Source organism: Burkholderia sp. BCC1993, from assembly GCF_905339865.1.
Classification (GTDB): Bacteria; Pseudomonadota; Gammaproteobacteria; order Burkholderiales; family Burkholderiaceae; genus Burkholderia.
In genome coordinates, this window is record NZ_CAJPGZ010000001.1 from 448,826 (window position 1) to 461,857 (window position 13,032).

Here is a 13,032-nt window from a genome sequence, read left to right on the forward strand (position 1 = left end):
CCTCAGGCGAATGCGGCGAAGCCGTCGGCTTCGATCTGCTTCGCGTCGGCCGGGCGCACGACGCGCGCGACCTCGACACCGTCGCGCAGGAACACCAGCGTCGGCCACAGCTTCACGCCGAACGAGCGGCCGAGCGGGCGGCCCGGGCCATCCTCGATCTTCAGGTGACGCACGGCGGGATGCGCGGAAAACGACGTGACGATCGCGGGCTGCGCACTCGCGCAGATCCCGCACCAGTTCGCACCGAATTCGATGACGGTTGCGCCGCCCAGTGCGTCGACTTCCGCGCGCGTCGGCGCATTGGCGGTGTAGCGTTGCTCAGTCTCCATCGGGGCCCTCGTGTGCAATGGCGAAACGTGGCCGCTGCGTGCCGGCGTGGGCGGCAGATGCGGCCGGTGATCTCCTACTGTAGCGGAAAAGCGCGCGCGATGCCGACAGCACTCCGAGCGTGCGGCCGGCCGGGTGACGATCGGATAAGATACGGGCCGATTGGCCCATGACCGAACCGACGGAGTGTTTCAGTGATTCAACCGACCCCAGTATTCAAGGACAACCTCGCGCAACTGCCGGCAGTCGACGGCATCGCGCGCATCGATCTCGTCGGCGCGAACGGCGACGTGGTCGCCAGCATCGAGAACCAGCCGGGCAAGCAAGGTTCGCTCGCGGTGTACAACTACCTGAAGCAGGCGTTCGGTGCGCTTGACGCGAAGGCTGCCGAGCATGGCCTCGCCGTGTTCGCGGAGCACACCGCCGACGCGCGCAACCGCCCGGGCGCGCATCCGAACGTCGATCGTCTGCTCGCGATCGTCGACGGCGGCGAAGCGCTGCGGATCGACGTGGTCGCGAAGGCCTGAGTGCCTGGCAACGGGCGGGTACGCTGCGGGCCGATGCGCCGCAGCAACTCGCGCCCGTCGCGCGCTTCACCACGCGTCCGTCACCGCCACACCTCACGGTTCCGACGAGGTCACGCATGGCCACATTCCGGTTTCAATGCGCGCAATGCGACGAATGGCACGAAGGCGAGCCGAGCGTCTTCCACAACGGGATGTCCGCCGAACGCGCGCAGGCGCTGTTCGAGAAGGTGCTGCATCAGGACCAAGCGGCGCACTGACGCCGTCGTCTCGTACACCGCTTGCCGCCGTGACACCTGCGCGGAAAACCGCGATCATCGCGGCTGCCCGTTCTTTCCCGGAGACCATCGACGTGCGTCGCATGACTGTCCCGCTGTTTGCCCGCCGCATCGCATCGATCGCGGTACTCGCGTGCGTCGCGCCCGGCGGCGCGGTGTCGGCCGAAACGCTGCGTGCGGCCTCCGATATCGCCGGCGCGTCCCTGGTTCCGCTCGGCGCGCTGCCGCGCTCGCCGGAACACGGCACACTCGACGCGTTCTGTGCGCAATATCGCGCGAAGACCGCCACCGCGGCTGGCCGCGACGTCGCGAAGCTCGGCTGGATCGTGACCTCGGAAGCACCGCTCGGCCGCTACACGGTCGTCACGTTCGCGAGCGGGTTCAAGCCGGGGACGAGCGCGATCTGTTTTGCGCGCAACGCGAACATCGGTGTCTTCGACGGCACGACGCTCGTCGCGCTCGGCTATACGGCACGCTCGGCCGGCTGGCAGCTCGGCTCGGTCGAGCAGCTGGAAAGCGGCGCGCTGCTGGTCTGGGGCGGCGACGGCCCGTCGGCGCCCGTCGCCGAGCTGCGCGAAGAAAATGGCGGCTTGCGGCTGACCACGGTCGCGGCGGAACGCACGTACTGTCGCGGCCGTGCGGTCGTGCCCAACGTGTACGGCAAGCCGCTCGACGTGGCGCGCAAGATTCTGATCTCGCATGGCTGGCAGCCGCTGCGTCCGCACGAGAAGCCGGACCCGATGGACGGCGCGGCGAGGCTCGCGAAGCACGGGATCATCGAAGCCGAAGCGTGCTCGGGCACCGGCATGGGGTATTGCGCGCTGCGGTATCGGAGCGCGGCCGGCGTGCTCGGCGTGACGACGGCCGGCGGCGAGCCGGACACGCCGTCGGCGAATACCGTGATCGATTATCAGGTGGCTTGCCGGAAGCAGTGATCGGCGCGGTGGCGTGCGCTTGATTCGCGCGTGATCGCATGGCATGCGTTCGTCGTCGCACCGAAAAGTTGCGAATCCATTGGCGATCGACCGTACCGGCGCATCGAATCATCGGCCGTCCGGTCAATTGACCCGCTCCACGCTCGCTCCCAAACTGACCTCCCTTGCACGCCTGTCCGGCATAAAGGGACTTCCATGATCGACCTCTCCACGCCGAAGCTTCCAACGTGCGCCACCCGCGCCGATACCGAATCGCACGCCTTGCCCGATTCAGGCCATCCGAATCTCGTCGAACGCCTCCTTCCTGATCGAAATCCCCGAGCGACGTAACGACGCTTCGAACGCACCGAACGCCCGCCCGCGTCCACAGTCGCGGGCGAACTCCGCACTTGCAAGGACATAACATATTTGTTATCATGCCAGCTAACGCGTACGAAATTCAATTCTTCAATGCGCGCGTAGAGACGGGGGTCGTCACGTTACCGACGACGCTGCTTGCCCGTTTTTTTGCGCTCGCCGATCGCATGGAGCAGTACGGCCCGAATCTTGGCGAGCCGCACACCCAGTCAATGGGAAACGGGCTGTACGAAATGCGACTGAAAGGTGCCGAAGGTATCGCCAGAGTGTTCTATTGCGCGATCGTCGGTCGGCGTATCGTCATGCTTCATTGTTTCGTGAAGAAGACGCAAAAGACGCCCCGGAAAGAACTGGAGATCGCGCGCTACCGACTCAAGGAGGTTCAAGATGGCAACGTATAAGGAACTGCGCGCGCGTGCATTGTCCGACCCCGAGGTGCGCGCCGAATACGAACGACTGAACCGCGAAGAACTCGCACTGCTCGACGTGATGCTGGCTGCTCGGCGAGACGCCGGCCTGTCGCAAGCCGATGTAGCCCAGCGCATGGGCACCAAAGCACCGGCAGTGACGCGACTCGAGCGCGCACTCGCAACGGGCCAGCATTCACCGTCCATCGATACGCTGCGCAAGTACGCGGCAGCTTGTGGCAAGAAACTCGTGATCTCGTTCGCGTGATTCCTCGTTCCGACCACCGGCCGGTTGAGCGGCCGGCGCGTCGCCACGGTTGTTCAAAACCCGGACGATGCCGCATCAGCAATTAGATGCGCCACCGGTTTCCGCCTCTTCCGAGCCACGCAGTTCCCGCGCCCCGGGATCACGTCCACGCGTATCCACCACCACACGCAACTCACGGCTCTCGAACACACTCGCCGGCGTCACCGTGCGGCGCTGCCACGGAATCCGGCCGAAATACCAGATCTTCCAGAACCCGAGCGGATGATCGGGATTGCGGCGCAGCAACGTATCGAACGTCTCGACGTCGCCGAGCATGATCCGCGTCGCATCGTGCACCACTTCGCGCACGAACCGCGAACAGAACTGCCGGCGCGACGCGAGATTGAAACCCGTGTCGTAGACCACGCCGATGCGCCGCATGGCCGCGTCGACGAGCCGGTGCTGCTGCGCCGCGTCGAGCGGCTGCTTCAGCCGCTCGATCACACACGCGCTGCGATCGGAGCGCGCGAGAAACCGCGACATCGTCGTCACGCGCGACAGCGGAAACGTGCTTTCCGCGACGAGCGGCTCGCCGTCGCGTTCGCCGATCACGATCCCAACGTGATTCGTCCAGGCGCGCGTCGCACTCGCCACTTCGAGGAACGGCCGGACCGTCACGCGGATGAAAACGATGTCGCCGATCTCGGCTTCGGCCGGCAACGGCATCGTGTCCCGATCGGCCGTACCGACAGCGAACAGGCGCCGCCGGTGCACACCCGGCCGACGGACCATGAGCGGCTGGGAACCCGTGTCGATATGCATGCGAACCTCGCGCGCGTGGACATGATGCGAGCATGTCAGCCGCGGCCGCGTCGCGCATCCGCGCCATGCGTGAGGGAATCAATCCGCGCCGCCGGGTAGCGAATTCCGGTACCGGCGTGCAGCACGCGTGCGCAATCGTCAGCGATTCGCGCCCAGCGCCACGCGCAGCCGCTCCATCAGCCGCGTGTAGAACTGCACCACGTCGGCCTTGCCCGTCACGTTCGAGGTCGAGAACCGCTCGGACCACGCCGCCTTCCATTCATACGTGCCGTGCACGCTGCGGTCGCCGTCCGGCGACTGGATCAGCGAACGGATCCGCGCATCGCGACCCGGCCCCGTGTGCATCTCGAACAACGCGTGAATGAACGTGTGATACGCGTCGTACACGTCGTCGTCGAACAGGTAGCGGTAGATGTGAAACGTGCGGTCGAGTTCGCGCTTCGCGCGGATCACGTCGTCCGGCGAGATGTCCTTCCAGTAGCCGATCCACGTGTAGAAGCACAGCAGCGCATTGAGCTGCGGCGCGACCGTGTCGTACAGCGTGAGCCGCTTCTCGATCAGCCGCTGGTTGGTCCACTGCACGAGCTCGAGCCGCTTCAGCCGGCGCGCGACGAGCCAGCCCAGGCACGCGACCGACAACGGCGTCAGCACACCGAGCACGAGCTTGACGATTTCCAGCGAATTCCACGGATTGTTGAATGGCTGCATGAATGGCTCGACAAGAAAAACGCATCGATCGGCGGGTCATGTCGCGCGCGGCGCGCGTGTTCGTCGATCGCCTCGCGATTGACCGTTAGTTGCTTGCGCATCGAAGTCGCACCGCGATGCAGCCAGTGCGCGGCGAAGCGGCTTGTCCCGACAGTGTATCGGCCGATCGTCACCGGCCGGTGACGATTCGCCGAATCGCCGTCGCGCGCCCGCACCGCGTCAGGTCGGCAGCGCCGACGTGAGCTTGACCTTCTGCATCGGAATGTCGGTCTTCACGCTGAGCACGCCGGGAATGCGCGTGAGGTATTCCATCTGGAAACGCCGATAGTCGTCGATATCGGCCGCGACGACGCGCAGCAGGAAATCGCAGTCGCCCGCCATCAGGTGGCATTCGACGACTTCCGGCATCTGCTGGACGGCCTCGGCGAAGCGGTTCACCGATTCCGCATCCTGCCCCTTCAGCCACACGCGCGTGAAGATCGTCAGCCCCTTGCCGACCTTCGCCGGATTCAGCACGGCCACGTATTTCTCGATCACACCCGCTTCCTCGAGCAGCCGCACGCGCCGCAGGCACGGCGACGGCGACAGCCCGACCTGGTGCGCGAGTTCCACGTTCTGCATGCGGCCGTCGCGCTGCAGCGCGCTCAGGATCCGGCGGTCGATAGCGTCAAGCTTCATTGGCATCAAATTCCAAAAAAATCGCAAATCATTCGTTAGATGCCAAATTCTCAGGAAAATTGGTCCGCAACGCAACCCGATTCGAGTCAAAAAAGCAGACAATCCTCCTCCCCCGAAGGAGGAGTAATGAGCAGTAGCGTTTCAACGTCGTCCGGGCTTCGCGACAGGCCCGCCTATGTCGCCGAGATGGGCCGCGGCTTGCGCGCGGCGCTGCCCGTCATGCTGGGTTTCGTGCCGTTCGCGCTGGTGCTCGGCGCGCAGGCCGCGCAAAAAGGGCTAAGCCTGTTCGAGGTGCCGATGATGACGGGCCTGAACTTCGGCGGCGGCTCGGAATTCGCGGCGATCCATCTGTGGACGTCGCCGCCGCACATCGCACTGATCGTCGCGATGTCGTTCCTCGTGAATTCGCGCCACATCCTGATGGGGGCGGCGTTTGCGCCGTACATCCGGCGGCTGCCGCGCCGCCGCGCGTTCGCCGCGCTGTTCTTCATGTGCGACGAAAGCTGGGCGATGTCGCTCGCCGATGCGCGCTCGCGCTCGGCCACGCACATCAGCGTCCCCTATTACGCGGGCGTGTGTTCCGGGCTCTACCTGACGTGGATCTCGATGACGACGCTCGGCGCGGCACTCGGCCCGACGATCGGCGACGTCGAGCAATACGGCTTCGACATGGCGTTCACCGCCGTGTTTCTGGTGCTGCTGCGCGGGATGTGGAAAGGCATGCGCGCGAGCCGTCCGTGGTTCGTGAGCCTCGTCGTCGCGGCCGGCACGCACCTCGCCGTGCCCGGCGCGTGGTACGTCGCGGCCGGCGCATGCTCGGGGCTGATCGCCGCGCTGCTGTGGGAGCCGCGCGATGCTGCCTGATTTCGCGACGGTGGCGACCATCGTGCTGATGGCGTCGACGACCTACCTGTCGCGCGTGCTCGGCTACGTGCTGCTGCGCAACCGCACGCTGAGCCCGCGGATGGCGTCGGTGATGGAAAACGTGCCCGGCTGCGTGCTGATCTCGGTGATCGCGCCGGCCTTCGTGTCGACGCGCCCGGCCGACCTGCTCGCGCTCGCCGTCACGCTGATTGCTGCGACGCGCCTGTCGATCCTGCCGACCGTGATCGTCGGCGTCGTGTCGGCCGGCCTGCTGCGGCATCTGCTCGGGTAATCGGATCACGCGGGTCCCACCCGCCGCCCGGGCGGCACATCGAACCGGAAAAACGGGCGCGCCATGCGCCCGTTTTCGTATCCGCGCATCCGCGCGCCGGGCGCAGCGTGGCGTGGCGTGGCGTGGCGCGGTGCGGTGCGGTGCGGTGCGACGCGGCATGACACGACATGCGCCGCGACGGGATGCTAGCCTTGCGGGTGTACCTGTGATGCCTTTCCCCTCTCATTGCCTACCTGCGAGGATCGTCCCGATGCAAGAAACCCGCCCGCTGTTCGACCGCGTCCTGCTCACCAACGACGACGGATTCGACGCCCCCGGCCTTGAAGTGCTCGAACAGGTCGCCACGCAACTGGCGCGCGAAGTCTGGATCGTCGCGCCGGCGGAGGACCAGAGCGGCACGTCGCATTCGCTGAGCCTGCACGAACCGCTGCGCGTGCATCGCAAGGGCGAGCGCCGTTTTGCCGTGCGCGGCACGCCGGGCGATTGCGTCGCGATCGCAGTCAGCCACCTGATGAAGGACGCGCGGCCCGACTTCGTGCTGTCCGGCGTCAATCGCGGCGCGAACCTCGGCACCGAAACGGTGTTCTCCGGCACGGTCGGCGCCGCGATGACGAGCATGCTGGTCGGCGTGCCGGCGATCGCGCTGAGCCAGGCGTTCGTCGACCGCAACGCGGTGCCGTGGCATACGGCGCTCACGCACGCGCCGGACGTGATTCGCCGGCTCGTCGCGGCCGGCTGGGACAGCGACGCGTGCCTCAACGTGAATTTCCCGGCGCGGCCGGCCGACGACGTGCGCGGCCTGAAGGTGACGAACCAGGGCGCCGGCACGCTGCAAGGCGTCGACATCGTGTCGGGGCGCGATCCGCGCGACATCGAATACCACTGGCTGAAACTGGCGCGCGCACCGCGCGACGACGATGCGGGTTCGGAAACGGTCGCGCTCGGCGAAGGCTATATCGCGGTCACGCCGCTGAAGTTCGAACGCACGCACGACCAGGCGCTCGCGCGGCTGCGGTCGAACCTCGGCTGACCTCGAGAACGGTTACCGGTCACGTCAGGTTCATTCCCCCGTCGAGCATCACGATCTCGCCCGTCACATAATCGGACGCGACGAGCATCGCAACCGTCTGCGCGACGTCGTCCGGCGTCGCCGCGCGGCGCATCGGCGCGCGCTCGCGCCAGAGCTGCTGCGCGTCGGTCCAGTCCGCGGTCAGCGGCGTATCGACGAGCCCCGGCGCCACCGCATTGACGCGAATCGCCGGCGCGAGCGTACGCGCCAGCAAGCGCGTCGTGTGATTGAGCGCGGCCTTCGCCGCCGCATAGGGAATCGACGCCCCTTTCGGCCGCACGCCCGCGTGCGAGCTGACGTTGACGACGCACCCGGCACGCCCGCCCGACGCCGCTTCGAGCAGCGCGGGCTGCGCTTCGGCGACGAGCCGGAACGGCGCGATCACGTTGATCTCGTGCATCTCGCGCCACACGTCTGGCGTCGCGGCGGCAAGATCGTCGTGCGGAATCACGCGGCTGACGCCCGCATTGTTGACCAGCACGTCGAGGCGGCCGTGCACCGCCAGCGCGTCGCGAATCAACCGCACGCGTTCCGCATCGTCGGCGAGATCGGCCTGCACGTAGGTCGCGCCGAGTTCGCGCGCCATCGCGCGACCGGTGTCGGCGGAACTGCGCGAATGCAGGATCACCGCGTAGCCGTCCGCCGCCAGGCGTCGCGCGACGGCCGCGCCGATTCCCGACGTCGATCCGGTGACGAGCGCGACGGGCCGATGCACGCGCGACGCGCGCGGCTCGACGACGGTTTCGGTTTCAGGTTCCGTTTCGGAAATCGGGGCATTCATCGGCGGATGCGGCGCGTCCATGGCGTGGAATCCTGTCAGTGGCGTTCCCGCATCACAAGCATGACGACGGCCGATGCGGATGCGTGCCGTCTACGGCCGTTTCGGCAGGTCGACGAAATCCTCGAGGTCGCCGGCAACGTAAAGCCGCTTGCCGATTCTCGGGTATTCGCAGACGTCGTGTTCGAGGCGCTGGCCGAGGATGAACAGTTCCAGCGGCACATCGCCGGTGTTCTGCAACGTGTGTGCCTCGCCGCCGCGCGGAAAACCGAGGAAATCGCCCGGCCCGATTTCGCACGTGCGTTCGCCGATCGTGACCGAGCCGGTGCCGGACAGCACGTACACGCACTCTTCCTCGTACAGGTGGCGGTGATACTCGGCCGATTCGTGCCCGGGCATCAGCGTGAGCAGGTGCGCGCCGATCTGCGTGAGGCCGGTCAGGTCGCTGAGCTGTCGTTTGAGGCGAACCGCATTGGGGTTGAGCGAATGCACCGCGCGCGTCGGTTCCATCTTCGCGATGTCGGCGGCTTTCAGCAGCTCCCGGGGAGGTGTCGTGGACATGGGGATCTCGTCGGCGTGAATGCAGCGGTTGAACGCGCCGCCCGGGCGGGCACGGCGTGCATGCCGCGTTATTGTCCGACATTTTCACGCAGACGAACTGCACATCTCCAGATACGGATAGCCGGCGGCGGCGGCGGCGGCACGCGCGCGACGCATTCGCCGCCGCCGCTCAACCCACGTGCACGCCGCGCAGCGTCGTCAGCAACGCGACGAGGCGGTCGATGTGCTCGTCCTCCGTGCGCCACGACGACACGCTGATCCGGAACGCCGGCCGCCCCTGCCATACGGTCTGCCCGAACCATACGTCGCCCGAGTCCTGCGCGGCCTGAAGGATCGCGATCGTTTCGTCGTCGGTGCCGGCGCGCGCGAGCACCTGGTTCAGCACGACACGGTTCAGCACGTCGTAGCCGGCCGCACGCAGGCCGTCCGCGACGCGCTGTGCCTGTGCGCAATGCCGCTCGACCATCGTCGCCACGCCGGCGCGGCCGAGCGCACGCAGCGCGGCCCACACCGGAATGCCGCGCGCACGCCGCGAGAATTCGAGGTTCAGGTTTTTCTGCGCATCCTGCGCGCCGCTCAGGTAGACGGCATCGCTGTTCATCGCGGTCGCGAGCGCGGCCGCGTCGCGGCAGATCACCATCGCGCCGTCGTACGGCGTGTTGAGCCACTTGTGGCCGTCGGTGGTCCAGCTGTCCGCGCCGTCGATGCCATCGGTCAGCGTACGCTTCGACGACGCGCGCGCCCACAGCCCGAACGCGCCGTCCACGTGCACCCAGGCACCGGCGGCCTTCGCGGGCGGAATCAGCGCCGCGAACGGATCGAATTCGCCGGTGTTCACTTCGCCGGCCTGCACGCAGAGGATCGTCATGTCGTCGAGCGGCGGCAATTGCGCGGGGTCGATGCGGCCGTGCGTATCGACCGGCGCGACGATCAGGCGCTTCATCCCGAAGCCGAGCACGCGCAGCGCCTTCTTCACCGTGATGTGCGCGAGCTCGGAGAGCACGACCTTCACCTCGGGTGCGCCGATCAGGCCGTCCGCGTCGACGTCCCAGCCCTTGCGCGCGAGCAGCGCACGCCGCGCGGCAACCAGCGCGACCAGCGTGCAGGCCGTCGCGCTCGTGCCGAAGCCGACCGCGCTGCCTTCCGGCAGCCCGAGCACGTCGACGACCCAGCGCGCGGCCTGCCGCTCGATCGTCGCGGCCACCGGCGAATTCGCGAACGACGACGCGCACTGGTCCCACGCGAGCATCAGCCGCTCGGCCGCCGCGGCGGCCGGCAGCGTCGCGCCGATCACGAAGCCGAAGTAGTTCGGGCCGTTCGATGCGACGGTCGCGGGCGTGCCCTTGTCGTCGAGCAGGCGCAGCACGTCGTCGGCCGGGCGGCCCGCATCGGGCAGCGGCTCGTCGAAGGCCGCAAGACCCACGAGCGCCGCCGCGTCGGGATAGGCGCGCCGTTCGTCGGTCGCTGCGAGATACGCTTGCGCGCGCCGGTCGGCATCGGCCAGCAGGGCGAGTTCATCCATGTCGATTGCCTCTGTGAAGATCAGAGTTGCAGGAGGTCGCGGCCCAACCGATGCAGCGCATCGTCGATCCGCTTGTAGTACGTGAACTTGCCGACGCGCGTCGCCCGCACGAGCCCGGCATCCGCGAGGATCCGCATGTGGCGCGTGGTCGTCGCCGGCGCGATGCCGAGCTTCTCGGTGATGTACGTGCAGCACACGCCGAGCTCGTCGAAGTCGCCGTGCGGCTGCGGCGGGAAATGCTTGCGCGGCTGCTTGAGCCAGCGCATCACGGCCAGACGGCTTTCGTTGGCCAGTGCGCTGATGCGGGTGACGTCGTCCATGGGTCCGGTCTCGTTTGACGTTTTGAATATTAGCTAAATGACGAAACGTGGACAACCCGCTTCGCGGGCGATTTTGCCTTCGCTGTCGTGCGGGAAGCGGTCCCGTCCGCTACTGCGCCGCATTTGGCGTCATCGCGTCGGACGCCGACGCGCAAACGCATCGGCCGCGGCGCGATCCGGTTGCGCTCATCCCGCCGCCAACGCCTCCGTCAGCCGTTCGATCAGCGCACGCACGCGCCGCGGCTGCACCGCACCGCCCGGATAGACGATCTGCAGGTCGACTTCGCCCGGCGAGAACTCGCGGAGGATCTCGACCAGCGCGCCGCACGCCAGATCCTGCTCGACGTCGAGCAGCGACTTCAGCGCAATCCCGTGCCCCGCGCCGCACCACGCGCGCACGAGCGCGCCGTCGTTGGCGACGCGCCGGCCGCGCACCGTCACGCGCTTCGGTTCGTCGTCGATACGGAACGGCCACTCGGCATACAGCTCCTGGCCGAAGCGCATCACGATGCAGTCGTGCGCGGCAAGTTCGTCCGGATGCCGCGGCGTGCCGTGCGCGGCGAGATACGCAGGCGCGGCGCACACCACGCGGCGCGAGCGGCCGAGCGAGCGGCTGCGCAGCGCGCTGTCCGCGAGCGTGCCGCGACGGATCGCGAAGTCGAGCCCCTGCCCGACGAGATCGACGTAGCCGTCGCCGAGATGCAGGTCGACCGTGACGCCCGGGTGCTCGGCCAGAAACGCGTCGACCACCGGCACGACGCGCGCCTGCCCGAGATCGGCCGGCGCACTCAGCCGCACGGGCCCCGACAGCGTCTGCGCACCGAGCCGCACGCGGCTTTCGAGTTCGTCGGCCTCGGCGAGCAGGCGCCGCGCGCCCGCGACCAGCGTGCGGCCCTCGTCGGTCAGGCTGATCGCGCGGGTCGTGCGCGTGAGCAGCGCCGCGCCGTAGTGGCGCTCGAGCGCCGTCAGACGCTCGGAAACCGTGGCCGGCGACAGGCCGACCTCGCGGCCGGCCGCGGCCAGCCCGCCCTTCTCCACGATGCGCAGGAACAGCGCCAGGTTGTCGAGCAGCATTCTTCGCTTCCTCCGAAGGATATTTTCGAAGTCTGCCCAATTATCCGGATGAACCGCAAGCGCTAGAGTGAACACTCACCTTGCCGACGCCCGTTCACGCCGGCCTCGACGACGATAGGACACCCGACATGGAATACCGCACGCTCGGCCGCTCCGGCCTCAAGGTTCCCGCGCTGAGCTTCGGCGCAGGCACGTTCGGCGGCACCGGCCCGTTGTTCGGCGCCTGGGGCAACACGGACGTCGACGAAGCGCGCCGCCTGGTCGACATCTGCCTCGAAGCCGGCGTCAACCTGTTCGACACCGCCGACGTGTACTCGGACGGCGCATCCGAGCGCGTGCTCGGCGCCGCGATCCACGGCCGGCGCGACCAGGTGCTGATCTCGACCAAGACGGGCCTGCCGACCGGCGATGGCCCGAACGACGCCGGCACGTCGCGCACACGGTTGATCCGCGCGGTCGACGACGCGCTGCGCCGCCTCGATACCGACTACATCGATCTGCTGCAGCTCCATGCGTTCGACGCGGCCACGCCGGTAGAGGAAGTGATGTCGACGCTCGACGACCTGGTGCGCGCGGGCAAGCTGCGCTACATCGGCGTGTCGAATTTCGCGGGCTGGCAGATCATGAAATCGCTCGCGCTAGCCGACCGGCACGGCTGGTCGCGCTACGTCGCGAACCAGGTCTACTACTCGCTCGTCGGCCGCGACTACGAGTGGGACCTGATGCCGCTGGGCGCGGACCAGGGCCTCGGCGCGCTGGTGTGGAGCCCGCTCGGCTGGGGCCGGCTCACCGGCAAGATCCGCCGCCACGCGCCGCTGCCCGAACGCAGCCGCCTGCACGATACGGCCGGCTTCGGGCCGCCGGTCGACGACGAACGGCTGTACGACGTGGTCGACGCACTCGACGCGATCGCCGAGGAAACCGGCAGGACCGTGCCGCAGATCGCGCTGAACTGGCTGCTGCAGCGCCCGACCGTGTCGTCGGTGATCATCGGCGCGCGCAACGAGGAACAGTTGCGCCAGAACCTCGGGGCGGTCGGCTGGTCGCTGACCGATGCGCAGGTCGCGAAGCTCGATGCGGCGAGTGCGATCGAAGCGCCGTATCCGCACTTCCCGTATCGCCGGCAGGACGCGTTCGCGCGGCTCAATCCGCCGATGCGCGGGTAAGCGGAGCAGCGGACCGTCGCGCTCCGATGCAATGACGCAACGACGTGGCGACGTGGCGACGTGGCGACGTGGCGGCGTAGCGGCGTAACGGCGTAACGGTGTA

Annotated in this window: 18 protein-coding genes; 9 read left to right on the forward strand and 9 right to left on the reverse strand. The window is 67.8% G+C overall.

Annotation, left to right across the window (positions count from 1 at the left end; all coding sequences use genetic code 11):
• Positions 1-2: 2 nt before the first annotated feature.
• Positions 3-329, reverse strand: coding sequence for a thioredoxin family protein (locus tag U4Y91_RS02040; protein ID WP_321802905.1), 327 nt, complete (start codon positions 327-329; stop codon positions 3-5).
• Between the two features lie 192 nt (positions 330-521).
• On the opposite strand from U4Y91_RS02040, the gene U4Y91_RS02045 reads away from it, so the two are divergent.
• The 5 genes from U4Y91_RS02045 to U4Y91_RS02065 all read left to right on the forward strand — a co-directional run bounded on the left by U4Y91_RS02045 (position 522) and on the right by U4Y91_RS02065 (position 3,096).
• Positions 522-854: a DUF2322 family protein gene (locus tag U4Y91_RS02045; protein ID WP_321802906.1), complete on the forward strand. Its 333-nt coding sequence runs from the start codon at positions 522-524 to the stop codon at positions 852-854.
• A 116-nt stretch (positions 855-970) separates the two neighbouring features.
• Positions 971-1,111, forward strand: a complete 141-nt coding sequence (locus U4Y91_RS02050) for a hypothetical protein (RefSeq protein ID WP_321802907.1) — start codon at positions 971-973, stop codon at positions 1,109-1,111.
• A gap of 101 nt (positions 1,112-1,212) precedes the next feature.
• Complete coding sequence (locus U4Y91_RS02055) at positions 1,213-2,064, forward strand: hypothetical protein (RefSeq protein ID WP_321802909.1); 852 nt, start codon at positions 1,213-1,215, stop codon at positions 2,062-2,064.
• Between the two features lie 416 nt (positions 2,065-2,480).
• On the forward strand, positions 2,481-2,822 hold the full coding sequence (locus U4Y91_RS02060) for a type II toxin-antitoxin system RelE/ParE family toxin (protein ID WP_321802910.1): 342 nt from the start codon (positions 2,481-2,483) through the stop codon (positions 2,820-2,822).
• Positions 2,809-3,096 carry a helix-turn-helix domain-containing protein gene (locus U4Y91_RS02065; RefSeq protein WP_044845424.1) on the forward strand — a complete coding sequence of 96 codons (288 nt, stop codon included), beginning with the start codon at positions 2,809-2,811 and terminating at the stop codon, positions 3,094-3,096. Before U4Y91_RS02060 ends, U4Y91_RS02065 begins: the two co-directional genes overlap by 14 nt.
• A gap of 75 nt (positions 3,097-3,171) precedes the next feature.
• On the opposite strand, the gene U4Y91_RS02070 is transcribed toward U4Y91_RS02065, so the two are convergent.
• The 3 genes from U4Y91_RS02070 to U4Y91_RS02080 form a co-directional block, all read right to left on the reverse strand.
• Positions 3,172-3,897, reverse strand: coding sequence for a YebB family permuted papain-like enzyme (locus U4Y91_RS02070; RefSeq protein WP_321802911.1), 726 nt, complete (start codon positions 3,895-3,897; stop codon positions 3,172-3,174).
• A gap of 138 nt (positions 3,898-4,035) precedes the next feature.
• Positions 4,036-4,605, reverse strand: coding sequence for a hypothetical protein (locus tag U4Y91_RS02075; protein ID WP_321802913.1), 570 nt, complete (start codon positions 4,603-4,605; stop codon positions 4,036-4,038).
• Positions 4,606-4,824: 219 nt separating this feature from the next.
• Positions 4,825-5,283, reverse strand: a complete 459-nt coding sequence (locus U4Y91_RS02080) for an Lrp/AsnC family transcriptional regulator (RefSeq protein ID WP_321802914.1) — start codon at positions 5,281-5,283, stop codon at positions 4,825-4,827.
• Positions 5,284-5,409: 126 nt separating this feature from the next.
• On the opposite strand from U4Y91_RS02080, the gene U4Y91_RS02085 reads away from it, so the two are divergent.
• The 3 genes from U4Y91_RS02085 to surE all read left to right on the forward strand — a co-directional run bounded on the left by U4Y91_RS02085 (position 5,410) and on the right by surE (position 7,469).
• Positions 5,410-6,147, forward strand: coding sequence for an AzlC family ABC transporter permease (locus U4Y91_RS02085; RefSeq protein WP_321802916.1), 738 nt, complete (start codon positions 5,410-5,412; stop codon positions 6,145-6,147).
• The gene (locus U4Y91_RS02090) at positions 6,137-6,439 is read left to right on the forward strand and encodes an AzlD family protein (RefSeq protein WP_162999222.1); all 303 of its coding nucleotides are present in this window, start codon (positions 6,137-6,139) and stop codon (positions 6,437-6,439) included. The genes U4Y91_RS02085 and U4Y91_RS02090 overlap by 11 nt, the downstream gene beginning before the upstream one ends.
• A 250-nt stretch (positions 6,440-6,689) precedes the next feature.
• Positions 6,690-7,469, forward strand: coding sequence for a 5'/3'-nucleotidase SurE (gene surE / locus U4Y91_RS02095; protein WP_257774368.1), 780 nt, complete (start codon positions 6,690-6,692; stop codon positions 7,467-7,469).
• 19 nt (positions 7,470-7,488) lie between these two features.
• Here the strand turns inward: surE and U4Y91_RS02100 are convergent, their stop codons facing one another.
• From U4Y91_RS02100 to U4Y91_RS02120, 5 genes are all read right to left on the reverse strand, one after another.
• On the reverse strand, positions 7,489-8,310 hold the full coding sequence (locus U4Y91_RS02100; protein WP_321802917.1) for an SDR family oxidoreductase: 822 nt from the start codon (positions 8,308-8,310) through the stop codon (positions 7,489-7,491).
• A gap of 69 nt (positions 8,311-8,379) precedes the next feature.
• Positions 8,380-8,847, reverse strand: a complete 468-nt coding sequence (locus U4Y91_RS02105) for a cupin domain-containing protein (RefSeq protein WP_321802919.1) — start codon at positions 8,845-8,847, stop codon at positions 8,380-8,382.
• Positions 8,848-9,016: 169 nt separating this feature from the next.
• The gene (locus U4Y91_RS02110; protein WP_321802921.1) at positions 9,017-10,369 is read right to left on the reverse strand and encodes a pyridoxal phosphate-dependent decarboxylase family protein; all 1,353 of its coding nucleotides are present in this window, start codon (positions 10,367-10,369) and stop codon (positions 9,017-9,019) included.
• A gap of 20 nt (positions 10,370-10,389) precedes the next feature.
• Positions 10,390-10,689 carry an ArsR/SmtB family transcription factor gene (locus U4Y91_RS02115; RefSeq protein ID WP_040139054.1) on the reverse strand — a complete coding sequence of 100 codons (300 nt, stop codon included), beginning with the start codon at positions 10,687-10,689 and terminating at the stop codon, positions 10,390-10,392.
• A 186-nt stretch (positions 10,690-10,875) separates the two neighbouring features.
• Positions 10,876-11,763 (reverse strand): LysR family transcriptional regulator, encoded by an 888-nt coding sequence (locus U4Y91_RS02120; protein ID WP_321802923.1) that lies wholly within the window; start codon positions 11,761-11,763, stop codon positions 10,876-10,878.
• A gap of 128 nt (positions 11,764-11,891) precedes the next feature.
• On the opposite strand from U4Y91_RS02120, the gene U4Y91_RS02125 reads away from it, so the two are divergent.
• Positions 11,892-12,929, forward strand: a complete 1,038-nt coding sequence (locus U4Y91_RS02125; RefSeq protein ID WP_321802925.1) for an aldo/keto reductase — start codon at positions 11,892-11,894, stop codon at positions 12,927-12,929.
• Positions 12,930-13,032: the final 103 nt, after the last annotated feature.